19 protein-coding genes are annotated in these 26045 nt (G+C 42.2%); 10 read left to right on the plus strand and 9 right to left on the minus strand.

Going from position 1 to position 26045, the window contains the following annotated elements; translation table 11 throughout:
* Nucleotides 1–129: 129 nt before the first annotated feature.
* The 8 genes from COR50_RS12345 (at nt 130) to COR50_RS12380 (ending at nt 14902) form a co-directional block, all read left to right on the plus strand.
* Nucleotides 130–543, plus strand: a complete 414-nt coding sequence (locus COR50_RS12345; RefSeq protein ID WP_098194268.1) for a BrxA/BrxB family bacilliredoxin — start codon at nt 130–132, stop codon at nt 541–543.
* Nucleotides 544–733: 190 nt separating this feature from the next.
* On the plus strand, nt 734–2032 hold the full coding sequence (locus COR50_RS12350; RefSeq protein ID WP_098194269.1) for a prolipoprotein diacylglyceryl transferase: 1299 nt from the start codon (nt 734–736) through the stop codon (nt 2030–2032).
* Nucleotides 2033–2041: 9 nt separating this feature from the next.
* Complete coding sequence (locus tag COR50_RS12355; RefSeq protein WP_098194270.1) at nt 2042–2464, plus strand: hemerythrin domain-containing protein; 423 nt, start codon at nt 2042–2044, stop codon at nt 2462–2464.
* An 83-nt stretch (nt 2465–2547) separates the two neighbouring features.
* On the plus strand, nt 2548–4032 hold the full coding sequence (locus COR50_RS12360; protein WP_098194271.1) for an arylsulfatase: 1485 nt from the start codon (nt 2548–2550) through the stop codon (nt 4030–4032).
* A 426-nt stretch (nt 4033–4458) separates the two neighbouring features.
* Nucleotides 4459–6912, plus strand: a complete 2454-nt coding sequence (locus COR50_RS12365; protein WP_098194272.1) for a TonB-dependent receptor — start codon at nt 4459–4461, stop codon at nt 6910–6912.
* 330 nt (nt 6913–7242) lie between these two features.
* Nucleotides 7243–9690, plus strand: coding sequence for a TonB-dependent receptor domain-containing protein (locus COR50_RS12370; protein ID WP_198405640.1), 2448 nt, complete (start codon nt 7243–7245; stop codon nt 9688–9690).
* 370 nt (nt 9691–10060) lie between these two features.
* Entirely contained in the window at nt 10061–13195 is a 3135-nt protein-coding gene (locus COR50_RS12375; RefSeq protein ID WP_098194274.1) for an RHS repeat domain-containing protein, read from the plus strand.
* Nucleotides 13196–13354: 159 nt separating this feature from the next.
* Nucleotides 13355–14902, plus strand: a complete 1548-nt coding sequence (locus COR50_RS12380; protein ID WP_098194275.1) for an IS1182 family transposase — start codon at nt 13355–13357, stop codon at nt 14900–14902.
* A 126-nt stretch (nt 14903–15028) separates the two neighbouring features.
* On the opposite strand, the gene COR50_RS12385 is transcribed toward COR50_RS12380, so the two are convergent.
* The gene (locus COR50_RS12385) at nt 15029–17293 is read right to left on the minus strand and encodes an aconitate hydratase (protein ID WP_098194276.1); all 2265 of its coding nucleotides are present in this window, start codon (nt 17291–17293) and stop codon (nt 15029–15031) included.
* Nucleotides 17294–17506: 213 nt separating this feature from the next.
* Here COR50_RS12385 and COR50_RS12390 point away from each other — a divergent pair, with 213 nt between their 5' ends.
* On the plus strand, nt 17507–17728 hold the full coding sequence (locus tag COR50_RS12390) for a PspC domain-containing protein (RefSeq protein ID WP_098194277.1): 222 nt from the start codon (nt 17507–17509) through the stop codon (nt 17726–17728).
* Between the two features lie 445 nt (nt 17729–18173).
* On the opposite strand, the gene COR50_RS12395 is transcribed toward COR50_RS12390, so the two are convergent.
* Together COR50_RS12395 and kdsA are read right to left on the minus strand one after the other, a co-directional pair.
* Nucleotides 18174–18575 (minus strand): tudor domain-containing protein, encoded by a 402-nt coding sequence (locus COR50_RS12395; RefSeq protein ID WP_157760801.1) that lies wholly within the window; start codon nt 18573–18575, stop codon nt 18174–18176.
* Between the two features lie 152 nt (nt 18576–18727).
* Nucleotides 18728–19564 carry a 3-deoxy-8-phosphooctulonate synthase gene (kdsA, locus tag COR50_RS12400; protein ID WP_098194279.1) on the minus strand — a complete coding sequence of 279 codons (837 nt, stop codon included), beginning with the start codon at nt 19562–19564 and terminating at the stop codon, nt 18728–18730.
* 222 nt (nt 19565–19786) lie between these two features.
* Here kdsA and COR50_RS12405 point away from each other — a divergent pair, with 222 nt between their 5' ends.
* Complete coding sequence (locus tag COR50_RS12405) at nt 19787–20743, plus strand: NAD-dependent epimerase/dehydratase family protein (protein ID WP_098194280.1); 957 nt, start codon at nt 19787–19789, stop codon at nt 20741–20743.
* A gap of 139 nt (nt 20744–20882) precedes the next feature.
* On the opposite strand, the gene COR50_RS12410 is transcribed toward COR50_RS12405, so the two are convergent.
* The 6 genes from COR50_RS12410 to COR50_RS12435 all read right to left on the minus strand — a co-directional run bounded on the left by COR50_RS12410 (nt 20883) and on the right by COR50_RS12435 (nt 26036).
* On the minus strand, nt 20883–22130 hold the full coding sequence (locus tag COR50_RS12410; protein WP_098194281.1) for a sulfate adenylyltransferase subunit 1: 1248 nt from the start codon (nt 22128–22130) through the stop codon (nt 20883–20885).
* A 57-nt stretch (nt 22131–22187) separates the two neighbouring features.
* Nucleotides 22188–23093, minus strand: coding sequence for a sulfate adenylyltransferase subunit CysD (gene cysD, locus COR50_RS12415; RefSeq protein WP_098194282.1), 906 nt, complete (start codon nt 23091–23093; stop codon nt 22188–22190).
* Between the two features lie 35 nt (nt 23094–23128).
* Entirely contained in the window at nt 23129–23815 is a 687-nt protein-coding gene (locus tag COR50_RS12420; protein ID WP_098194283.1) for a phosphoadenylyl-sulfate reductase, read from the minus strand.
* A gap of 161 nt (nt 23816–23976) precedes the next feature.
* Complete coding sequence (locus COR50_RS12425) at nt 23977–24399, minus strand: RrF2 family transcriptional regulator (RefSeq protein ID WP_098194284.1); 423 nt, start codon at nt 24397–24399, stop codon at nt 23977–23979.
* A 133-nt stretch (nt 24400–24532) separates the two neighbouring features.
* Nucleotides 24533–25249, minus strand: coding sequence for a 4-hydroxy-tetrahydrodipicolinate reductase (gene dapB / locus COR50_RS12430; protein WP_098194285.1), 717 nt, complete (start codon nt 25247–25249; stop codon nt 24533–24535).
* Between the two features lie 49 nt (nt 25250–25298).
* Nucleotides 25299–26036, minus strand: a complete 738-nt coding sequence (locus COR50_RS12435) for a DUF5683 domain-containing protein (protein ID WP_157760803.1) — start codon at nt 26034–26036, stop codon at nt 25299–25301.
* Nucleotides 26037–26045: the final 9 nt, after the last annotated feature.

The following is a 26045-nucleotide window of genomic DNA, read 5'->3' on the forward strand; positions in this document are numbered from 1 at the left end:
AACTGTACGTTTTTCTGAAATTTTAATGACAATATGTCTATATAAATGAATATTAAATGACAAAAAGTCTTAACTGTAACTTTGAAATCGATCGTTTATATTGTTAACTTTGCAAAAAAGAATTAAAATATGTATCCTGCGGAATTAGTGATGCCCATGAAGGCTGAATTAACAGATAATGGTTTTACAGAGTTATTGACACCCGGAGCAGTAGATGAAGCGTTAAAACAAGAAGGTACTACCTTGGTAGTAATCAATTCTGTTTGCGGTTGTTCTGCTGGTACTGCCCGTCCTGGTGTATTGTTGGCTGTAGCTAACAGCGAGAAGAAACCGGATCGTCTTACGACTAGCTTTGCAGGTTTTGATAGCGCGGCCGTGCAACAAATCCGTACGCATTTGATGCCTTACCCGCCATCTTCTCCTTCAATTGCTTTATTTAAAGATGGACAATTAGTACATTTCATCGAGAGACATATGATTGAAGGTCGCCCGGCACAATTGATCGCGGCTTCTTTAGTGGATGCTTTCGAAGAATATTGCTAATAATTAATTTTTAACAAGAGTTTCCTCGATAAGGCGGAGCAAATTCCTATATGAAATGCTAAATTCATATAAAATTTATTGATGCCTATTGTTTTTCGAATGGAACGAACTTACTTTGGTGGTTTGATATTCTTCATGATAAATTCGGCTTTGTTCATAGGAGAATACAAATCACCATTTTTTTTCGCCTATGTATCCTAATTTATATTACGCCTTCCAGGATTTGTTCGGTATAGAATTACCATTTTTAAAAGTAGTCCAGACCTTTGGGTTCTTTGTTGCCATGGCATTCCTTGCCGCAGCGTATGTATTGACCACCGAATTGAAACGCAGGGAGAGGCTCGGTTTGATGCAAGGGGTGAAAGAAAAGCAATTGGTCGGTAAACCGGCTACGCCGCTTGAATTAATCGGGGTAGGGCTAGTTTGGTTTATCTTCGGGTATAAAATTTTCGGTTTATTTTCTATCAATGCCACCAACCAGGATACGGCTTATGTAGATTTCTTACTTTCTTCCAAGGGGAACTTGCTGGGCGGTATCGCATTGGGAGGTTTAATGGCTTTCCTGCGTTATAACAGTAAGAAAAAGGAAGCTGCCGGTGGAACTAAGGAGTCAGAAGTGATGATAATGCCGCACCAACGTGTACCGGATTTTACGGTTTTGGCGGCGATAGTAGGATTCATCGGGGCGAAGATTTTCCATAACCTCGAAAACTTCGGAGAATTTTTAAGTGACCCGATGGGATCATTGTTTTCCCGTGGAGGTTTTACATTTTACGGTGGCTTGATCCTCGCTTCATACGTAATTATCCGCTATGCGAAAAAGCGAAAGATCAGTACCCGTCATTTAATAGACAGCGCTGCGCCGGCATTGATGTTGGCATATGCCGTGGGAAGAATGGGCTGCCATTTTTCCGGTGACGGCGATTGGGGTATTTACAATAGCGCTTATGTTACCGATGTAAAAGGCACGGTGGTAGAAGTACCGAAAGCGGAGTTCCAATCGGCGCTGGAAAAGAATAAGGATTTCTTTTTACATCAATATCAATCTTTTGATAACGTACCGCATGCTTCCTTCGCGAAACCTGATGCCTTGGGCTTTTTGCCCGACTGGTTTTTCGCGTATAGCTATCCCCACAACGTAATTAATGAGGGGGCGCCTATTCCCGGTTGCGAAGGGCAGTATTGCAGCGTATTACCGATCCCGGTTTTTCCTACACCTTTATACGAAATAATTACTTGCATGCTCATGTTCATCTTGCTGATGGCATTGCGCAAAAAAATTACGACCCCGGGAGTCATGTTCGGCTTTTACTTAATTTTGGTAGGAATCGAACGTTTCTTCGTGGAATTGATCAGGGTGAATACGAAGTACGAGTTTTTGCCATTGCAACCGACACAGGCAGAGTTAATCTCCCTAGGAATGGTTATCGGCGGAACCTTATTTATTATTTACTGTAAGAAACGCTATCAAAAAGAATTAGCATCCTAACCATTTATTATGCAATTACATTCCAGCCTCGTGCCCTTGATAGAAGAGCACCAGCGCTTGCTTGAAGCATGCCGTAAATCTAAGAAAGACGCGGCCGGTGCTTCGCAGCACGTTATGAGTGAGCAAGAGAAATTGGATTTCGTGGTAACGGTTTTTAAAGCCGTTATGGTACCGCATTTGCAAAAGGAAGACCACGTTTTTGAACTTTGCATGGGCCACGATCCTGAAATCGACCATTGTATAAAAGCACTAATGGAAGAACATCACCATATATCCAAAATGTACAGCCGCCTGATGGATAGCAACCAGCTCGATGAAGATCTCCATAATCTTGCCACCAGCTTGGAAGAACATATTAATAAGGAGAATGATAAAATATACCTGATGATCCAAGAAAGGTTACCATTCATCCTCGATAACGTGAAATATTAAATTAGGTGTAAAAAATACATTTAAAATTTAGCGGATAACTTTTTATTTTCAAACTTTCGTAATCATTACTATAACAAGTTATTATGCGGAAGTTATTGCTACTTTTATGTTCCACGCTACCAATCATCGCCTTCGCTCAAAAGGCTAATAACCAGCGTAAACCTAATATTATTTACATCTATGCTGATGATATGGGTATCGGGGAATTGGGCTGTTACGGTCAGCAACAGATTAAAACGCCCCATCTCGATCAACTCGCATCGGAAGGCATGAAGTTTACAAAGCACTACAGCGGTACGGCCGTATGTGCACCTTCCCGGTGTATGTTACTTACCGGTAGGCATAGCGGGCATTCTTATATCCGCGGCAACTATGAGCTGGGAGGCTTTACCGATGCTACCGAGGGTGGACAAATGCCTTTACCGGAAGGGACGTATACCATTGGGCACATGTTGCAAAATGCAGGCTATGTTACAGGTGCTATAGGGAAATGGGGATTAGGGATGTTTGATAATTCAGGCAATCCTAATAAGCAGGGCTTTGATTACTTCTACGGGTACCTCGATCAAAAGCAGGCTCATAATTATTATCCTACACATCTTTGGGAAAATGGGCATTGGGATACTTTGGAGAATGAATTCTTCTTGGTGCACAGTCCTTTGAAGCCTTCGGATACGGGGCAGGCTGCTTACGATCATTTTATAGGGAAAGAGTATAGTATGGATAAGTTGCTGGAGAAATCGGTGCAGTTTATTAAGCAACATAAAGACCAACCTTTTTTCTTATACCTTCCTTATACCGGGCCGCATGTCTCTTTGCAGGCGCCGAAGGAAGCTGTAGCCAAATATATCGGCACTTTCGATGAACAACCTTACCGTGGTAACCAAGGTTATGCATCAACCTTGCATCCCAAATCTACTTACGCGGCAATGATTTCTTATTTCGATCATAACGTAGGCGCTATCATGGAATTGCTGCAGCAGTTAGGTTTAGATGATAACACCGTCGTAATGTTTTCGAGCGATAATGGCCCCACTTTCCACACCGGCGGCATTAACGTGGATGATTTCAATAGCAAGCTAGGTATGAGGGGATATAAAGGTCAATTATACGAAGGAGGCATCCGTGCGCCGTTTATCGTTCGTTGGCCGGGGCATGTTAAGGCAGGAACAACCAGCGATTTATTATCAAACCAGTTCGATATGATGGCAACCTTTGCTGCTATTGCAGGCATAAAAGCGCCGGAAAATGACGGTATTAATATCTTGCCTACTTTGGAAGGCAAGAAACAAAAGGAACATCACGATTTTATGTATTTCGAGTTTCCCGAGCGCGGTGGCCAATTAGCAATCCGTGTCGGGGACATGAAAGGTATCAAGACAGGGATGAAGAAGAATCATGACGCGCCTTGGCAAGTGTATGATTTGTCAAAGGATCCGGATGAGAAAAATGATATCGCGAGTCAAAATCCGCAATTTATTAAACAACTGGATGATATCGTGAAGCGGGAACATTTAAGGGCACATATCACGGAATGGGAATTTATCGATCCCAAGACGGGTCAATGATTTTTAGGGGTTCCGCAGGTTTAACGAATTATATGTAGGGGTCGGGCGATTGTTTTTAATTACTTGATAATTTTATTTTTTTATTGTTGTTGGGGCATAACTTGGGTTATGCCCCATTTTATTTTGTTATTGTTTGTTTACCTGGGATTTTATTTTTTGCTTGAAACTCTTTGCTGGCGCTAGTTTTGTAGGAGGTGATGGATTTTTTTGAGAATTATTGTAACCATTTGCAATTTCGTGCGTCTTTATTTTGACCATGCATCATTGCTGATCAATAATCAGGATGTATTATTGCTGTTTAAATGCTGTATATAATAATTGTGCATAGTAGTTGTGTATAATATTGTTATGTGATAAAATGTTGTAACAACTTGTATTTAGTTATCCAAAGAATTCTATAAAGAAAATTTAAAGCATCCCCCTTGTATGAAAACGAATATGAAAATATTGGTAGTGACTTTTATTGCCATGACATTCACGAGCATTGTTAATGCCCAAACCAAATCCAGTCATATTTCAGGCAAGATTACCGATGCGGCGAAAGCCCCGGTTCCTTTTGCTACGGCAACCTTATTAAAAGCGCAAGATTCTAGCTTGGTTAAAGGCGCCATTGCCGATTTAAACGGCGTTTATAGCTTTGAGAATATTATACCCGGAAAATACATTATCGCTGCTATCAACATGGGAATGGCAAAGAACTATTCTGCTGTACTGGTTGTGGATGGTAACAAGCATATCGCGGTACCGGATATATTACTTCATGCTGATACTAAGAAGTTGTCTACCGTGGAGATCATTAAGAAGAAACCATTTATAGAACAAAGGGCCGATAAAACGATTGTAAATGTTGAGAAAAGTATTGTTGGCGCCGGCAGTACCGCCATGGAAGTATTACAGAAAGCTCCCGGCGTAGTGGTCGACAAAGATGATAACATCTCCCTGAAAGGCAAATCAGGCGTCAACGTAATGATTGATGGAAAGATGGTCAATATGACATCGCAAGACTTGGCGCAATACCTCAAATCTATGCCTAGCAGTAATGTGGAGCAAATCGAGCTTATCTCCAATCCTTCTTCAAAATACGATGCTTCCGGCACGGCGGGTATTATCAATATTAAACTGAAGAAGAATAAGAACTACGGCACGAACGGGAATTTTACCCTCTCCGGTGGTAAAGGGGTTAAGGAAAGATATAATGCTGCCCTCTTCCTGAACCACCGCAACAAAAACTTTAACATCTTCGGGAACTTGAGCCGTTATTATCAAACCCAGTACGAACATTTAAGGTTATCTAGGGATAACGAGGAAAAGGATCGTACCATCCATATGAAACAAATCAACGACCTGGATAAAAAGTATGATAACTACAGCGGAAAAATCGGTATGGATTATTTTATCAATAAAAATCATACCCTGGGTTTTATGGCAGACGGGACATTGAGTAATTGGATCGGCAATGGTGATGGATCAACCAAGATCGGGGATCTCAATTCTTTCGACTCTACTTTATTAACAACAACCGACAATAAGGCTAATTGGGATCGCTATACCGTAAATGTAAACTATAAAGGAAAGTTAGATACTTTGGGAAAAGAGTTGAACATCGATTTAGACATCGCGCGGAATAAGAATGATATGAAATCTCATATTTATTCATTGTATGAAAAGGGGCAAATGGTAAGCGACCCGACATTCGTGAGAAATTATCAACCGGCAACCATCGATATCAGGACGGCTAAGCTGGATTATACACATCCTTTGAAAAACGGGGCAAAATTTGAAGCGGGTGTAAAGTTAAGTTGGGTAACCAGTGATAACGATGTTCGTTTCGATTCGTTAAGAAAAGAAAGTTGGGTTTATGACACGATCCGTTCTAATCATTTTGTCTATAAAGAAAATGTGAATGCAGCTTACCTGAATTTTTCGAAAAACTGGAAGAAATGGTCTTTGCAAGCAGGTTTACGGATGGAGCAAACCAATATTTCAGGTGTGTCAACAGCGCATAAACAACACCAGGAAAATGATTCTTCTTATATCAACTTATTTCCTAGCATATTCATCAGCTACAATCCCAGCGAGAAGAACACCTTCGGATTTTCTTACAGCAGGAGATTACAGAGACCGAGTTACGAGAATTTAAACCCATTCGAGTTATTTCTCGATAATTATACCACTACTGCGGGTAATCCAGGCTTGAAACCGCAGTATATGGACAATTTCGAGATCTCCCACACATTTCACTCTTTCCTGACTACATCCATTAGTTATGGGCATACGAAGGATGGTATCACGAGGATTATTGAACCTGGTATTGATCCTGTTTCAGGAGACACCTTGATCTTGAGGTATAAATATCAGAATGTGGCCGTGCGTCATAATTATAGCTTCAACGTGTCCGCTCCTTACGAAATTAAGAAGTGGTGGAATGTCTATACGACGATGTCATTGTATTATAATAGCTTTAAAACAAATGTTTCCGGCGATCCCTTGGAAGTATCTTCCGCGGCATTTTATGCACAGATGCAACATACTTTCAGCCTCCCGAAAGATTATTCCATCCAGTTGAGCGGGGAATACATTTCGCCGCAAGTTACAGACGAAGGATTGATGCGCATGCATGCCATGGGCGGGGTAGAGTTGGGTTTTAAAAAGCAGCTCTGGGATAAAAAGGCTACCATTACCTTGAACGTGCAGGATATATTTAGAACTTATCGCTTTACAGGTGATTTTAAAAACGGGAACCGTCACGTAATTCTCAGTAATACCTGGGATAGCAGGATGGTACGCGCCTCTTTCACCTACCGATTCGGGAATAAGAATGTGAAAGAAGCCAGGCAACGTAGTACAGGTGCCCAAGCGGAATTGAACCGCGCCCAATAAGATTGCAATAATTACTAACGCTAACAGTTCCAACTGTTACCCGGATCATTTATTTGGGGTATACAAGGATGGATGAAGTCGCGGTCCTTCGTGGGCCGCGTTTTTCATTTTGATAAGTATTGTACAAAGCAAATCCCGCTTGAAATAGCCTCAAAATCATCATTTTATTGACCCTTTACCGCATTTTATCCCGGCAAAACCTACCAATTATCACTAATAACTTACCATTCGTGTATTGTTATGTACTATGTAATGCATAATACCTACTTTTGCATTGTAGTTGTTAAAGAAAGGAACTATATACCTAATAATACTATAACTCCGCCTTGTATGAAATCGTTTATTAAAATATTGACAATCATAGGATTAGTCAGTTTTGCTATGAAAACAAAGGCTCAAGTAGCCCCCAAAATCACAGGTACCGTTATCCGTACCGACAAAAGTCCGGTTGAATTTGCGACCGTTATCTTGTTAAATGCTAAAGACTCCAGCCTTGTAAAAGGAGCAATTGCTACCATTGAAGGGAAATACGAATTTGATAAGGTAGCTCCCGGCAAATACTTGGTAGCGGGTTACCATGCAGGGATGCCAAAAGTTTTTGGCTTGCCATTTCAATGGACTGCGCAGAAAGGCTTGTCACTCGATGCAATCACCCTGGTTGAAAAAGCTCAACAATTGAATGCTGTTGAAGTCGTAGCCAAACGTCCTTTTATAGAACAACATGCCGATAAACTCGTGGTGAACGTTGAAAGCAGCATCGTTGGCCCCGGTGGTACCGCCATGGATGTTTTGGAAAAATCTCCGTCCATTTTGGTTGATAAAGACGACAATATCAGTTTAAAAGGGAAATCAGGTGTAATCATCATGATCGACGGTAAGATTACGAATATGAGTTCGCAGGATCTCGCGCAATTGTTGAGGAGCATGCCCAGCTCAAATCTTGATCAGATTGAGCTCATCTCCAATCCTTCAGCAAAGTATGATGCAGCCGGTAATGCGGGTATTATCAACTTAAAGCTTAAGAAAAATAAAAATTACGGCGCCAACGGGAACATCAATCTTTCGGGTGGTATGGGCATATATCCGAAGGTGAATACCGGGATCAATTTAAATTATCGCAATAAAAATGTCAACCTGTACGGTTCATATAACTACTCCTTCCGCCAAAATTACCAGGATTTGCATATCGACCGTGCAGGTACAGAGGGTGATCATCCCATCCGCTTTGATCAACGCACCAGGATGAGCAAAGTTTCGCGTTTCCAGAGCTTCAAGGCAGGTGCCGATTATTTTATCGGTAAAAATCATACGGTCGGCTTCATGGTGGATGGTTTTATCAGGAATTTGAATATTGATAACAAGGCCGTGTCGTATATCGGGGATAATGTTGTCGTGGATAGTGTTTTACGTACGATAGCATATAATAAACCAACGGGAGACAGGTTCAATTATAACCTGAACTACCGTGGGAAACTCGATACCCTCGGTCGCGAGATTAACGTGGATATCGATTATTCCAAGCATAGGGCAGACGTGACTTCACTATTTCATGCCGCCGTTTGGGATGGCAATGAAAAGGCCATCACGGGTGCAGATACCACCCGCTCCATGCAACCTTCCGATATCAGGCTGAAATCTGCAAAAATAGATTATGTACACCCCTTGAAGGACGGTAGCAAGTTTGAACTTGGAGTAAAATCCAGTTTCGTTACCTCCGATAATAATGCCGTGTTCGATAGCTTGAAGCAAAGTGATTGGAAGGTGGACCTTAATCGTACGAATCATTTTATTTATAAGGAGAACATCAACGCAGCCTATATCAATTACATCCGGCAAATCAAGAAGTGGGGAATCCAGGCCGGTCTTCGCGCGGAACAAACGAATATTGAAACTTCCTCTTACGCCGTTAAAAACACATTTGCGGATACATCCTATATAAACCTGTTCCCAAGCTTAGCCGTGAGCTGGAATGCCAACGAGAATAACCAGTTAGCAGTTTCTTATAGCAGGCGTTTGAGAAGGCCGAACTACGATCAATTAAACCCGTTTGAGTTTTATTTGGATCGTTATACCAAGGAAGCCGGCAACCCTTACCTGAAGCCGCAATATTCCAATAATTTCGAGTTAACACACACCTTCAGGAAGTTTCTAACCTCGTCTATCGGTTACGCACATACGAATAATACCATTATGCGGATCGTTGAACCGGATATTGACCCGGCTACCGGCGATACAACCTTTGTACGCTACAAGGTAATGAACGTAGATAACCGTGACAATTTTAGTTTGAACATATCGGCACAGGTGCCTTTCACGAAATGGTGGAGCGCCTTTGTAACGACCTCATTATATTATAATCATTACAAGACATTTGTAGGAAAGCAATTAGTAGATCGCGGATCGGCCGGCTTTTACGGGCAGATTCAAAACTCATTCGACCTGCCTAAGCATTTCTCCTTACAACTATCGTACAACTATATTTCCCCGCAGATTGCAGACGAAGGCTTGTTCAGGATGTCGGCAATGCATGGTGTTGACTTTGGTGTACGGAAGCAAGTCCTTGATAAGAAAGGAACATTGAGCCTGAATGTACAGGATGTATTCAACACGAGGAAATTTAGGGGCACTTACGAGTTAGAGAACCAACACCTGGAGATCAATAACAAGTGGGAGAGCCGCGTTATTACCCTAAGTTTCTCTTACCGGTTTGGCAATATGAATGTGAAAGAGAGCCGCAAACGTAAAGGTGGGGCAGAAGAAGAGCAAAGCCGGTTATAAAATTTTAGCTACCCATAAAACTGCATTTAACAGTTTTAGGTATATATAAGGATGGATAATAAGCGTGATCTTTCTAGGTCGCGCTTTGTTTTTGGTGGGGAAATTGATTCTTTCAGTAGGGTTTTATTTATGAGAATTTTTTATTAGACTTGTAGGTAATTTAGTACTGTTAACCTGTATTCTTCCTGTTAGAATCAGTTTGAATTAAAAACCTATTACCAATGAAATATTAACACTATTCGTAACAAGCCTATCCTTGTAATTGACAAACAAAACGGATAATCGATTTACCTAACTTATGCATCGGAGCTAAGCTTTGGTGTCATCTCTTCAGCAGATTAAAAATTCCCTAAAAGACATTCTTGAGACTATGAGATATTATTTATTATTATCGGTAACCCTGTTAGCCATGTTAAGAATTCAGGCTCAAACCATCTCACCTGGTGAACAATCATTAACACGGGTAATAAACGCTTCGCCTGATGCTGCAGCTATCGCAACTTATCAAACTTACCCTGTTGACTATAGTTCCGGAGCTCCTTCGATTGAAATTCCCTTGTTTGAAGTACCTACCAAAGCCGGTGTTTTACCGTTTAAATTGAGCTACCATCCGGGCAGTTTAAAGCCTTCAAATGCCAACGGTATTGTAGGTTGGGGGTGGACTTTATCACCTAATCTTGGTATTACAAGATCGGTGAAGGGGGGAATAGATGGGGTAAATTCGGGATTCCCTGCAAATAATTTATTTGGTAGTACCGACTTGACTTACTTGCAATCTGCTTCTTCGAATACCTTAGATGAGCAGCCGGATGATTTTTTTTATTCATTATTATCGAAGAGCGGGCGTTTTATTTATAATCATGAGGGTGAATTCATTACAATTCCTTTTGCTTCTATAAAAATTACACACTCTGAGTCTAATAGTTTTTCAATCACGGATGATGATGGGACTATATATAAATATGGAAAATACTCTTCCGGAACTAGGTTAGCTACCGAATGGGCGGGTACTGTTTTGACAGCATGGAAAATCACGGAGATAATACCATTTGATAAATCGGATACGATAACTTTCCACTACGAAAATAGTAGAACAGATGAGGTTCCTTACTATGACATTAAGTATAAGATTACTGAATACCCAGATGCTCAGCCCTTGGATAGAGCCTATGCTTACCCGGGGCATGTATATATGAGTTATTATTATGACGCAACTCCTAAATTGCAAGCACAGAAACCGACGGCAGCTACTCAAAACTATTATCAAGATTTTCCAGAGGGCTGTGACTTTACTCCACCGCTACTTAGTACTCAAGACTGGGTTATGCTTGTAAATGGTAGTGGTACTCCGCAAACACCTCGGTTGGAAGCAGCATGGTCAATTAATTATGGAGATGATAAGAATAATGCAGATGAGGTATTCCGTGTCAATTATACAGATTGTTTGCCTTTAAGCTATATTACGTTTAGAGGTGGGGTTGTGGCACTAGAATACGATGGTACCCAGCTAGTATCAGTAATGCTGTATAACAACCCAACAAATAACAGTTTTCAACTGGTAAAGAAGGCTACTTTATATCAGCATGAACTTAATCATTATCCAGATCAACCTATTGCTTATTATGATCAGAACTTTAATCGGTGGGGGTTAGATTCTGTTAATGTTGACGGCCTCCTGTATAAAATGAATTATGATAAGCAAGGTAGTAAGGAGTCTATAGGTATTTATGGAGGTTTTAATACAGATTTTTGGGGGTTTTATAATGGACATTTAGTAAGCACTGTACCTAGGCTTTTACATCACATGAATTATTACACTTGGCATACCGCTTTATTAAACACAGATAGTAATAGTCCTTCAGGTAATTCAAATACTACCCCTGCATGGTTGGCGATTGGGGATAGGCAAGAACCTGGAATTGATAATAATTTTAATTATCCAATTATCCCTGGGGTATTAAGTCGTGTTAATTATCCAACAGGGGGCTATGCAGAATTTACATGGGAGCATAACATGTATTTGGCTTCTTATAATTCAGTTCCTAACTATGGAGGCGGCATTAGAGTCAAACAGATTAAATATACAACCGGGGATGGAAGGGATTCGTTGATGCGGCTGTATAAATACGGGGTAAATGAAGATGGAACTGGTCGTACGAGGTATCAAAATTATGATGCCAATTTTAAATCGGAGCAAATTCAAATTATTCCGTACACCGATGGATCTGTAACTACCGAATTTCGTACCATTGTAACAACAGTTAATTCTAAGCCGACACTGGATATGTCATTTGCGGGGGGAGCTGCAATTATATATCCTGAAGTAGCTGAGTATTCGATTTCCTTACCTGATAGTATATCAATAGGTAAAACAGTATATCGGTACAACATCAATTCAAAAAATGAAACATGGATTTATAATACACCGCTGCAAGCCGATGACCGAACAGATTGGAAAGAAACTTCCTTAAGAGAAGTGGCTCAGTACCGCTATAAAGATGGAGAATACGACCTCTTTTCCCGTACTGCATATCAATATAAAGATATTTTTACAGATACGGTTACCGCTGCGCAAACATATATGAAGTATTATCATACCTACAGTAATCTGGGACCTCTTGATAATGTTTACACTTATACTACTGACCCATTCCCGCGCATTCAATATGATATTTACTCAGGCGTTCACAAGCAAACGGCCGTATATGATACATTATTTAACCCGGACAACCCGGCAGAATTTATTGCCAAAAGGACTATTACCGGTTACGAGCCGACAAATTATTATAAAAGTTATGACTCGACGTTAACAAGTAAGAATGAGGTATTAAGTACCAATTATTATTATCCTTTCCAACAAGGTTCACTTACGGATTTACCAGCTGGGCAAGCTACCTTATTAAACTCATTGCAAACTATTAACCGTATAAATCAACCGGTGGAGATTCGACGCTACAAGGAAGGGGATTTATTGGAAACGGTTCAACGGCAATACAACAGTTATTCTGCATCCAGAATTTATCCATCGGCAATCCTCACGTCAATCAATAATAACCCATTGGAGAAAAAGATCCAGATGAACCTTTACGATGATACCGGTAATATCCTGGAACAACGTAAAGCCGATGATATAACGGAAACTTATATATGGGGATACAAATCTTTATACCCTGTAGCTAAAGTTATTGGGAGTGATTATAATACAGTGCAGGGATTTATTGATCAGGATATGTTGAACAATGCTCACAATTATACTGATGAGCAGATCAGGACAGAGTTAAACAAAATTCGAACCGGATTGGCTAATACGAATGCACAAGTATTTACTTATACTTATAAAGCTATGGTTGGGATGACGAGTGAAACATCAGCTAGCGGTGTTACTACTTATTATGAATATGATAACAGGGGAAGACTTTGGTTAGTTAAAGATCAAAATGGTAAGATTATCAAGATGATTTGCTACAACTATGCCGGGGAGCCGCAAGATTGTAGTGGTATGTAATGAATTCTGATTTCGTGTATAAGTTAAAAGAGGCTGTATCATAAATAAATGATGCAGCCTCTTAATTTTTCAAATTAGCCCCATTTATCCACGTTCCAGGTGGAGAAGTATTTTGATTTTCTTGTATCCGCACCCAGAATGATTGCCTATTTTTAATGTATGGCAAGAGGAAAATCATTAATAGTGTCCTTTAAAAGTAATCACCAGCACCAGGGAATGCTTCTTCCCCCCGATCTAAGCGAGTTGGTTGGTCAAAACCACCCTGTACGAGTGGTCAGCGATGTTCTGGATAAAGTAGACATAGGGCAGTTAATTCAGCAGTATAAACCAGGCGGTGCAAGTAATTATCATCCCCGAATGTTGCTGAAGGTGCTGGTTTTTGCATATATAAATAATATATATAGTAGCCGAAAGATAGAGGAAGCCCTCCATCAGAATATAAACTTTATGTGGTTAAGCGGGATGAGTAAGCCCGATCACAATACAATTAACCGTTTCCGGGGCAAACGTCTTCAAAAATCTCTGCAACCCATCTTTACACAGGTAGTATTACTATTATGCGAAGAAGGTGTTTTGAGTTTGAAAGAGCTTTACACCGACGGCACTAAAATCGAAGCGAATGCAAACAGGTACACTTTTGTATGGGGCAACTCCATAAAAACCAATAAAGCAAAGATGCAGCAGCAGCTGAATGAATTATGGAAATACGCTCAAACTATTGCCGCCGCCGAATTAGACGATGACCATGATCCTTCCGGCTTTGATAAAATTGATAGCGAAAAAATTGAGCAAACAATAGCCACAATAAATGCGGCACTGAAGGATAAACCAATCGACAAAAAAATACGTCAGAAACTGGGCTATGCTAAGAAAAACTGGCCACCTGCATTGGAACGTTATGCTGAACAGGAAAGGATAATTGGCGATAATAGAAGCAGTTATAGCAAAACAGATGAAGCCGCCACCTTCATGCGGATGAAGGAAGATCATATGAAAAACGGCCAGTTAAAACCTGCTTATAACTTACAGATAAGTACTAATAACCAATACATTGTTAATTACAGTCTTCATCAGAATACTACCGATACCAACACCCTTCAGCAACACTTAAATATATTTAGGGATCAGTATGGTAAGAATCCAGCCAACATCACTGCTGACGCAGGCTACGGAAGCGAACAAAACTACGAGTGGCTTGAAAAAAAGCGGATTACCGCTTATGTAAAGTATAATCATTTTGACCGCGATCAGCGTAGAAAAAACCGTGCTAAAAACCCATACCGGACAGACAAACTTACCTATAACCACGAAAAAGACAGCTATATATGCCCGTGTGGCAAAACGATGAAAAATATAGGTAGTTATGAACATGTTACCAAGGCGGGCTTTAAACAAACAATCACAAAATACAGGGCTGGGAACTGCAATGGATGCCCATTGCGCAGTGATTGCCATGGACAAAAGGGTAATCGAATAATAGAGGTGAATCACAATCTAAATCGCCTGAAAAGACAAGCGGAAAAGAGATTGAAAACGAAGCGGGGCATCCAAAAACGTAAGCAAAGATGCCATGACACTGAACCCGTTTTTGCCAATATCAAGCATAATCACCTATTTAAACGATTTATGATGCGTGGTCTGGATAAAGTGAGTATTGAGGCGGGATTATTAGCATTAGCACATAATCTGCGTAAGAGGACCGCTTAAAATGACAGGCGAAGCCTTTATTTTTTCAATTTTAACATCAAATTGATAGAAATATTATTATAAACATAAGAAGCTGCCTCAATATTTATGGGACAGCTTCTTTTGAATTTATTCAGATCTATGCTCTTACTTAGCAAATTGCGCCCTGATCACATTCAAAGCACCACCGGATTTAAACCATTCGATTTGTTGCTCATTATAAGTATGGTTCGCAACTATTTCTGAGCTGGAACCGTCTTTATGATGTGCAACAACAGTCAAAGGTTGTCCAGGTGTAAAGCTGGTCAAGCCATTGATGTCAAATGTATCATCTTCTTGGATCAGGTCATAGTCTTCCTTGTTAGCGAATGTCAATGCCAACATACCTTGTTTCTTCAGGTTCGTTTCGTGGATACGGGCAAATGATTTCACCAGGATCGCGCGAACACCTAAATGACGGGGTTCCATGGCAGCGTGCTCACGGGAAGAACCTTCTCCGTAGTTTTCATCACCCACTACAACAGAACCGATATTGGCAGCTTTGTAGGCGCGGGCTGTAGCCGGTACAGGACCGTATTCACCCGTCAATTGATTTTTAACGCTGTCTGTTTTATCGTTGTAAGCATTCACGGCGCCGATCAACATGTTATTAGAGATGTTGTCTAAGTGACCGCGGTATTTCAACCAGGGACCAGCCATAGAGATGTGGTCAGTGGTACATTTACCTTTGGCTTTAATCAACAATTTCAACCCTTTTAGGTCAGTACCTTCCCAAGCTTTAAATGGAGCTAATAACTGTAAACGGTCGCTGGTAGGAGATACTACAACTTCAACATTGCTACCGTCCGCTGCCGGAGCTTGGTAACCGGGATCATCCACTGCGAAACCGTTCGGAGGTAATTCAAATCCTTTAGGTTCATCCAGTTTAACATCTTTACCTTCTTCGTTTTTCAAGGTGTCTTTCAAAGGATTGAAAGTTAAATCACCCGCGATAGCCAAAGCGGTAACGATTTCCGGGGAAGCTACGAAAGCGTGGGTCGAAGCTAAACCGTCGTTACGTTTTGCGAAGTTACGGTTGAAAGATGTGATGATGGAGTTTTTACGGGTAGGATCGTCAATATGACGTGCCCATTGACCGATACAAGGTCCGCAGGCATTGGCTAATACGATACCGCCTATTTTATCAAAAGTCTTTAATAAACCATCCCTTTCAATGGTAAAGCGAACTTGCTCGGAACCCGGGGTGATGGTAAATTCAGATTTTACTTTCAGATTTTTAGCAACCGCTTGTTCAGCTAAGGAAGCGGAGCGGGAAATATCTTCGTAAGAAGAGTTCGTACAAGAACCGATCAAGGCTACTTCCAATTTCTCCGGCCAGTTGTTTTCTTTAACGGCTTGAGCAAATTTAGAGATCGGCCATGCTAAATCCGGGGTGAAAGGACCATTTACATATGGCTCTAATTCATCCAGGTTGATTTCGATAACTTGATCGTAGTATTTAGAAGGATCTGCATACACTTCTGTATCGGGACGTAAATGATCTTTTACGCCATCAGCTAGCGTTGCAACTTCTTCGCGGGCAGTGATTTTCAGGTAGTCAGACATCTTTTGATCGTATGCGAATACGGAGCAAGTAGCACCGATTTCAGCACCCATGTTACAGATGGTTCCTTTACCGGTAGCGCTCAGGCTATCGGCGCCTTCACCGAAATATTCAACGATGCAACCGGTACCACCTTTTACGGTCAGGATACCAGCTACTTTCAAGATTACATCTTTGGCAGAAACCCAACCGCTCAATTTACCGGTCAGTTTCACACCGATTAGTTTTGGCATTTTCAGCTCCCATGGTAAACCGGCCATCACGTCTACCGCGTCAGCACCACCAACGCCGATTGCCAACATACCCATACCGCCGGCATTAGGGGTGTGGGAATCAGTACCGATCATCATACCGCCTGGAAAAGCGTAGTTTTCGATCACTACTTGGTGGATAATACCAGCGCCCGGTTTCCAGAAACCGATGCCGTATTTATTTGAGATGGAAGATAAAAAGTCGTAAACTTCTTTATTGGTATCTATTGCAACCGCTAAATCTTGTTCAGCACCTACTTTCGCTTGAATGAGGTGATCGCAATGCACCGTAGATGGAACCGCTACTTGATCACGACCGCAAGTCATGAATTGTAAAAGCGCCATTTGCGCCGTAGCATCTTGCATCGCTACGCGATCCGGGGCAAACTCCACATAAGATTTACCTCTTTCATAAGCAGCAGTGGTTGGTGCATATAAGTGTGCATACAAAATCTTTTCTGACAGTGTCAGCGGACGACCTAACATTTTACGGGTAGCTTCCACTTTACCCGGCAGTTCCGCATACACTTTTTTAATCATGTCAATATCAAACACCATGGAAATTAAGAATTTAAGAGCGGTTAAAAAATGCACCGCGAAGTTAATCAAATTTGGACAGTTTTTAAACTTTTCAACCTGGTTCCTGGCCTTAAATCTATGATACCAGCCAGTTATAAATAAGCCTTTTTAACCTTACCGTCATAAATTACCTCCTGGATTACCTGGTAAGAGGTATTTTGAAATGAAAAATAATTATGATAAATTTGATATATGAACAGGTTGAGAGATTTTATCGAATGGCAAGCCTTTGGAGTATGTTCTACCATCGGTAACAAGCTGGGCGTCGCAAGCTCCCGGATTCGATTGTTTTTCATTTATGCCAGCTTCCTGACCATGGGTTCCCCGGTAATTATTTACATGATTCTCGCATTCTGGGTAAATATGAAAAATTATATTAGCTATGGTCGCCGCAATCCATTGAAATATCTATAATCTGCAATTATGAAATCTGTTTTGCAGGATAGATCTGTTAGGATGGCTGCTGTTAGGATGGCTTCGCGAAGCCATCCCGGCAATTAACAAATTATCTTGTTCTCCCCATCAGGAAAATCCATCCCGGCAATTAACAAATTATTTTGTTCCCCCATCCGGAAAATCCATCCGGCAATTAACAAATTATCTTGTTCTCCCCATCAGGAAAATCCATCCCGGCAATTAACAAATTATTTTGTTCTCCCCCATCAGGAAAATCCATCCCGGCAATTAGCAAATTATTTTGTTCCCCCCATCAGGAAAATCCATCCCGGTAATTAACAAATTATTTTGTTCCCCCATCAGGAAAATCCATCCCGGCAATTAACAAATTATCTTGTTCCTCCCCATCAGGAAAATCAATCCCGGCGATTAACAAATTATTTTGTTCTCCCAATTAAAAAAATCAAGCCAATGAATAATTAGTCATTCCATGATAATGATTCTGCAATTGATGAACCATAATAGCTTCTCCAAGCTGGCGACTCTCATCCCTATAATGCAAGATTAATTGTGGGTGATGCCCCGGTGCATACCAAATAATTGAAAAGGGACCTTTGACATACAATTTCCCGTTGGGCGTATTCCCGTTTTGCAGGGTAAACTGTAATTTCAGCAATTGGGCCTCATCTAATGGAATGGGGGAAAGATCCTGGGGTTCGTACCAATACTCGGTATCATTTTCTTCAAATGCAACACAGGCTTGTTTGGCTTCGTGGTCAACTTGAACGATACTGCCTTGTTTGGTTTCCTCTTCGTATTTCGCCATTACCCAATCTCCCGGTTTTAACTCGTTTAATGGAATCATAGCTTGCATTTTTTTGGTGTGATATGAATTTACGGAATTATATTTAAAATTTTCACGGACAGGGTGTCGCGGCTTAAAATTTAATCTCCTTTTAAAAAAATGGGCTGAACAAGTTGCCCTGCTCAGCCCACGGATTATCTATCCGATATTGCTTAAGAATGTTGTACACCCGGTTGATACACTGCTTGGCGGATACGCACCAAGTCTTCCAATAAGGGTTCCAACAGGTCCAAACGGAGCATGTTGGCGCCGTCTGATTTCGCATTAGCCGGATCGGGATGCGTTTCTATAAATAATCCATCTGCACCGGTTGCGATAGCAGCTTTCGCAATTGTTCCGATCATATGAGGATTACCACCCGTCACACCACCGGTTTGATTCGGCTGTTGTAATGAATGGGTTACATCCATCACGACAGGCACGCCATGCGATTTCATGATCGGGATATTCCGGTAATCCACTACTAAATCCTGGTAACCGAACGTGGTTCCCCTTTCAGTGAGCATAATATTTTTATTCCCCGCTTGTTCAATCTTTTCTACAGCGAACTTCATCGCTTCGCCACTTACGAATTGACCTTTCTTAACGTTTACAAACTTACCTGTGTCTGCCGCGGCTAACAGGATGTCGGTTTGCCTGCACAAGAAAGCCGGAATCTGTAAAATGTCTACATAGGCTGCTGCCATGGCCGCTTCTGCTGCCGAGTGAATATCGGAAGTTACCGGTACGTTGAAAGTTTGACCGATTTTCTGTAATAACTCTAATCCTTCCACATCGCCCACACCGGTAAAGGAGTGGATACTCGTTCTGTTTGCTTTGCGGTAAGAGGCCTTGAATACATATGGTATATTCAACCTTTTACAGATGGTGCTAACCTTCTCGGCAACGGTCATTAGCAGGGCCTCATCCTCAACAACACAAGGTCCGGCAATTAAAAAGAAATTGTCGGGGTTATATTGTTCTTTAAATAAAGATTTTAAAATTTTCATGGCGCAAAATTACGGATTTTAAAGTCAACTTGGTTACGTAGATCGCCCTATGAAGGCTTTACAAAGTAATTGCATGATAGTTTTATGACAATTCTGTATCAAAGGATGTGTGGCAATGTTGAAGATATTGTAAAGCGATGGGGTCATGTTATTAAAAATAGGGCAGAGCGCGTTAATATTACAGTCAACAAACTAAATTTGGCCTTTAATTAGCAGTTATATATGAAGAAAGATAAGATTTTAGTCATCGGCGCCTGTGGGCAAATTGGTGTGGAGCTTACCCTGGCTTTGCGAAAGATGTACGGAGATGCAAACGTGGTTGCTTCCGATTTAAGGGAAGAGCATGATTTGCTGAAAGGCACCGGTCCTTACGTGTCGTTGGATGTGATGAATAAAGAAATGCTCCACGTGTTGATCATCAGGCATAATATCACGCAGGTATATTTACTGGCTGCTATCTTATCGGCTACGGGTGAGAAAAACCCGCTGCTGGCTTGGCATATCAATATGCAAAGTTTGTTGAATGTCCTCGACATCGCCAAGGAAGAAGGTTTGGATAAAGTGTATTGGCCTAGCTCTATCGCCGTATTTGGCCCTAACTCTCCGAAGGAAGAAACTCCGCAACATACGATTATTGAACCTACCACCATATATGGAATCAGCAAGTTTGCAGGTGAACGCTGGTGCGAATATTTCCACGAACGTTATAACGTGGATGTCCGCAGCTTGCGCTACCCCGGCCTAATTAGCTATAAGTCCGCACCGGGTGGCGGTACGACTGATTACGCGGTGGAAATTTACCATGAAGCTTTGGAAGAACAGAAGTATGAATGCTTCTTATCTGAAGATACTTATTTACCGATGATGTACATGCCGGATGCTATCCGTGCCACCATCGAGTTGATGGAAGCAGATGCTTCGAAGATCTCCATCCGTGCCGGTTACAACCTCGGCGCCATGAGCTTCTCCCCGAAAGAAATAGCGGCGGAAATTAAAAAGCATATCCCGGGTTTCAAGATCAGCTACGAACCGGATTACCGCCAGGCGATTGCCAACGGGTGGCCGGGTTCTATCGATGATGATCTTGCACGTAAAGATTGGGGTTGGAAACATGAATATGACCTCGAGAAGATGACCGTTGATATGTTGGCGCACTTAGGACCAAAGTATTCCAAATAAACAAGGCAAGAAAAGCAGCCCTATAAAAGTATGAAAACCCGGTGCAGTACCGGGTTTTTCATTTTATAACGTTGCCCTATAAACGGGAAAAGCGGCTACGCTCGGCAGCCGCTTAGTGTAATAGCTTACATATAAATATCTACCTTACAAATCCCACCGCAACGGTTGCATTCGTTGATTCATCGATCAAGATGAAAGTTCCGTTTGATGGATTGCTTGCATATGTATCTGCAAATATCGGTTGCGCTGTTTTAAGCGTGATAGCGCCGATGTCGTTTAAACCTAGTTCATGTTGCCCGTCTAAAACTCTTTGGGTCGTCACTTCCACTACATGGTTAACCTGCTGCACTTTCGCTTTCACACGGTTGGATCCATGTTGTAATAGAAATGTTCTCCCCGCCGTTAACTTTTGTTGATCCATCCAGCAAACCTGCGCTTTGATTTCTTTCAACCCCCCCGGTACTTCATCACTTTTCACTAACAAGTTGCCGCGGCTTACATCTATCTCATCTTCCAGGGTTATCACGATGCTTTCTTGTGCTTTTGCCGATTGTAACTGCTGGTCGAATTTCTCGATGGATTTAATCTTGCTTTTGTGCAGCGATGGCAATGAAACCACTTCATCGCCCACGCTGAAAACGCCACTGGCCACCTTCCCGGCGAATCCACGGAAATCGTGAAATTGTTCTGTTTTTGGACGGATCACATATTGCACGGGGAACCTTGCAGGTCTATGCTGCGCATTTTCTGCATGTTCTACTTGTTCGAGGTAAGGAAGGAGCGGCGTACCTTGATACCAAGGCATTTTCTCTCCTTGGGTCACGAGGTTTTCCCCGTAGATGGATGAAATAGGAACGAAATGAACTTCTTGCTCTTTAAAAGTAGATTGTTCTATCAACTGCTTAAAGTCATTCACGATAGCATCGAACCTCGCCTGGTCGTAATTCACAAGATCCATCTTGTTGACACATACTACCAGGTGCGGGATGCGCAACATTTGCGCGATGTAATAGTGACGGTAAGTTTGCTCCACGATTCCCTTCCTGGCATCGATCAGGATCAACGATACCTGTGCCGTGGAAGAGCCGGTGACCATATTGCGGGTATATTCAAAATGGCCCGGTGTATCGGCGATAATATACTTACGGTTCGGCGTGGAAAAGTAAATGTGGGCTACATCGATCGTGATACCTTGTTCCCTTTCGGCAATTAAGCCGTCGGTAAGCAGGGAAAGGTCGGTAAAGTCCAGCCCTTTCCTTTTACTGGCAGCGTGCAATGCTTCCAGCTTATCCTGGGTGATGGAATTGGTATCGTACAGCAACCTGCCGATCAACGTACTTTTACCGTCGTCTACACTTCCAGAAGTTGTAATTCTTAAAACATCCATATTCAATATTTTTAATCACCGGTAGGTGATGAACCTGTCGAAATAATTGCTAATATTTTAGAAGTAACCTGCCTGTTTCCTTCTTTCCATGGCCGCTTCGGATCGTTTATCATCAATACGGGCGCCCCTTTCAGATATCTTGGCTGCTAATATCTCCTCGATAATATCTTCCAGTTTGCTGGCTTCTGATACTACCGCGGCCGTACAAGTCATATCGCCCACGGTGCGGAAGCGTACTTTTCCTTTGAATGGTTTTTCTTCTTCCGTCGTGTTCAGGAAGGGAGAATAAGGCCAATACATTCCATCCCTTTCGATGATTTCACGTTCGTGCGAAAAATAGATGCTCGGTATGGCAAGGTTCTCCTCGCGTATATAATTCCAAACATCGAGCTCGGTCCAGTTGGAAATCGGGAATATGCGGACATTTTCACCGATGTTGATTTTCCCGTTCAGCATGTCGAACAGTTCAGGGCGTTGTATCTTGGCATTCCATTGACCAAACTCATCCCTTACGCTGAAGATGCGTTCTTTGGCACGGGCTTTCTCCTCGTCGCGCCGGGCGCCACCTATGCAGGCGTCAAATTTCAACTCCTCGATGGCATCCAGCAGGGTAACGGTTTGCAAGGCGTTACGGCTGGCGTATTTGCCGGTTTCTTCCTTCACCTTTCCTTGATCGATCGAATCTTGAACATTTCTCACGATCAGTTCCAAGCCCAGGGTTTCTACTAACCAATCCCTGAATTGAATGGTCTCAGGAAAATTATGACCCGTATCCACATGTAATAAAGGGAACGGGATTTTGCCGGGTGCGAATGCCTTTTGAGCTAAACGAACCAAGGTAATGGAGTCCTTTCCGCCGGAGAAAAGGATGGCGGGCTTTTCAAACTGCGCGGCCGTTTCACGAAGGATGTAGATTGCTTCATCTTCCAAGGCTCTTGGAAATTGCCATTGTATCTTGCTCATTGAATAATTTTTTTATAAATGCCTGAAAGGATTTTTTAACCGTGGAGCCCGCACTCTTTATGCGATTGTTCCCACCACCACCTGCCTGCCCTGGGGTGTTCTCCCGGTTCGATAGCCCTGGTACAGGGGGCACAACCGATGCTGATAAATCCTTTGTGATGTAATTTGTTGAACGGAACATTATGCTGGTCTAAGTATTCCAACATTCGTTCGTATGACCAATCGATCAGGGGATTGTATTTATAAAGTTGGCGGTGTTCATCCCATTCAATGGGTTTCATATCATGCCTGTTATCGGATTGTTCCGCCCGCAGGCCAGTAATCCAAACTTTCACCCCTTGCAATGCCCGGTTGAGTGGTTCCACCTTGCGGATGAAACAGCATTCTTTCCTGTTTTCCACGGAATCGTAAAAACTGTTCAGCCCTTTTTCTTGCACGAGTTGCTCCACGGCTTCCGTCCGGGGGAAATACACCTCGAAGGGCTGTTTATACCTCGCACGGGTGAGGTCCATGACATCGTATGTTTCTTGGAACAAGCGACCCGTGTCCAGGGTAAATACCCTTACCGGTAAGTTGTTCTTCCAGATGATATCCGCAATTACCTGGTCTTCCTGCCCGAATGAAGACGAAAATGCCACCTGGCCGGGAAATTCCCGGGTCAACCTGGCAATCGTTTCCGCTATGGAAGGTTGATCTGCTAGTAAACTATCTAATTCTTGCATGTATCTGTTTTAAAAGCCCGTAGGGCAAAATTACATAAATCCTATAAAAAAGATAGACTAAAGGGAGATAATATTTAAAAAAAATGATAAATGGGGTTGGGAGGGGGGCCTGGGAGGTAAAAAAATACCGCGGTGTATGCCGCGGTACCAAGGAAGTTATTTTAAGCCGGGGATTTATGTACTAAATCCTTCAAGGTCTTGTTTTCTAATATTTTAAGCGAGGCATCCCTTACACGGCTCATGACTTCGTGTAAGCCGCAAATGGTTTCATCGCGGCAATTTTCACAACGTTCATAATAGTTTAAACTCACGCAGGGGAGTAATGCGATGGGGCCATCGAGTAAGCGTATAATTCTAGCTAAAGGAATCTCCTTCGGGGTACGCATCAGGTAATAACCGCCACCTTTTCCTTTCTTACTGCCGAGAATACCTGCATTTTTTAATTCCAGCAGGATATTCTCCAAGAACTTGATGGAGATATTTTTTTCCTTCGCAATTTCCGATATCAGGATCGGGCCTTTATCTGAGTTTTCGGCCAAATGAATCAATGCGTGAAACGCGTACTGTGTTTTCTTTGATAACATAATTTTCTCCTAGATTGATAGCATTCCCGATCGGGTTACCGCAACATGAATGCACAATTGTTGCAAATATAACGGTTTCTGCAATAGTTGCACTCAATATATGACAGCTTGTCGTTTGCCTGTAGTATCGAATTTAGAACCGCAATACATCCTTCATCGTGAAAACACCCTTCTTATCATGGATGAACTCGGCTGCTGCTATTGCTCCCGCGGCAAATCCCTCGCGGGAATGGGCGGTATGTTTTATCTCGATATCATCGATTTTGGATGTGTAAGTTACGCTGTGCGTTCCCGGTGTTGGATCAATCCTTTCGGAAGTGATGCCCAATTCTTTCACCTCGCTGGCAAAACCATCGACCCAGGAATCTTTTCGTGGGTTGATTTCGATTATTTGCTTGGCCAAGGATATCGCTGTTCCGCTGGGGGCGTCCTTTTTTTGTGTATGATGGATTTCATGCATACGCACGTTGTATTCGGGGTGGGGGGCCATCAATTCCGCCAACCTTTTATTCAACTCGAAGAATATATTTACCCCGATACTGAAATTGCTCGTGCATAAGAAGCTATGATTACCTGCCTTGCATTGTTCTTCTACTTCCGGAAGTTTTTCTAACCAACCGGTTGTTCCGACAACAACGGGAACTCCGGCTGCAAAACATTTCATGATGTTGCCGTATGCCGTAGCGGGCGTCGTAAATTCAATTGCCACATCAGCCTTCGATAGTGCTTCTTTTTCTAATAAATGTTGACTGTCGAAATCAATTTTATATATGATTTCGTGTCCTTTTTCCAAGGCGATTTTTTCAATCGCTTTGCCCATTTTCCCGTAGCCGATCAATGCAATTTTCATAGTGCTGGTATTTAGCGCAAATGAGTTTAGTGTAACTGTTATTATTGATTTAGAATCTTAAACTGGCAAATCCGCCCCGGTTGTACTTGCGGCCGCGTTTATTGCCAATCTGGAGGTTGATGCCGATGCCGATTGCCTGGTTATTGATAATCTTCGGGGTGATATACATGCTGAGGTCATCCGAAATATCAAATTGTTTGAGGTGGGCAAAAACGGTTGCATCCACGATATTCAGACCGTATGCCAAAGCAAAAACTAGTACCGAGTAATCGACATATTGCCGGTAGGCGTCCCGGAGGTAAACGAGATCCGAATTCGTATATTTGAAATCATCTGTATAATTCGGGTTGCCTTGGTTGGCGATCCGCATCCGGTACGCGTCCCTATAAAGCTTGTAATTATCGAGGTTCGATATAAAGAAACCCGCGCTGATACCCAGGGCGGCATACACGATCGGTATTTTCCAGTATTCCCGGTTATAAGCCTGGCCCATGCCCGGTAGAACCGCGCTGTAAAATGCTGCTTTCCCGGGATCATGTTCGCCTTTCGGGTTCAGTTTAACTTTAGCCTTTACGGAAGAGTCCGGTTGGATCGAATTGATAATTAAAGACGTGTCAACTACCGGTTGCGATAAAGTATCCCTCAACTTTGCCGTATTGGCCAAATCGATAGAATCTTGCATTATCTTGGCCTTGCGTGCCGAATCCATTCTCTGTGCCTGTGCCTGCCCTGTAATTAAAAGTATCATCAACAGGGAAAACCCCCGTTGGATGAATTTTTTTTGCATCCTTTGAGC

This window comes from Chitinophaga caeni, from assembly GCF_002557795.1.
Classification (GTDB): domain Bacteria; phylum Bacteroidota; class Bacteroidia; order Chitinophagales; family Chitinophagaceae; genus Chitinophaga; species Chitinophaga caeni.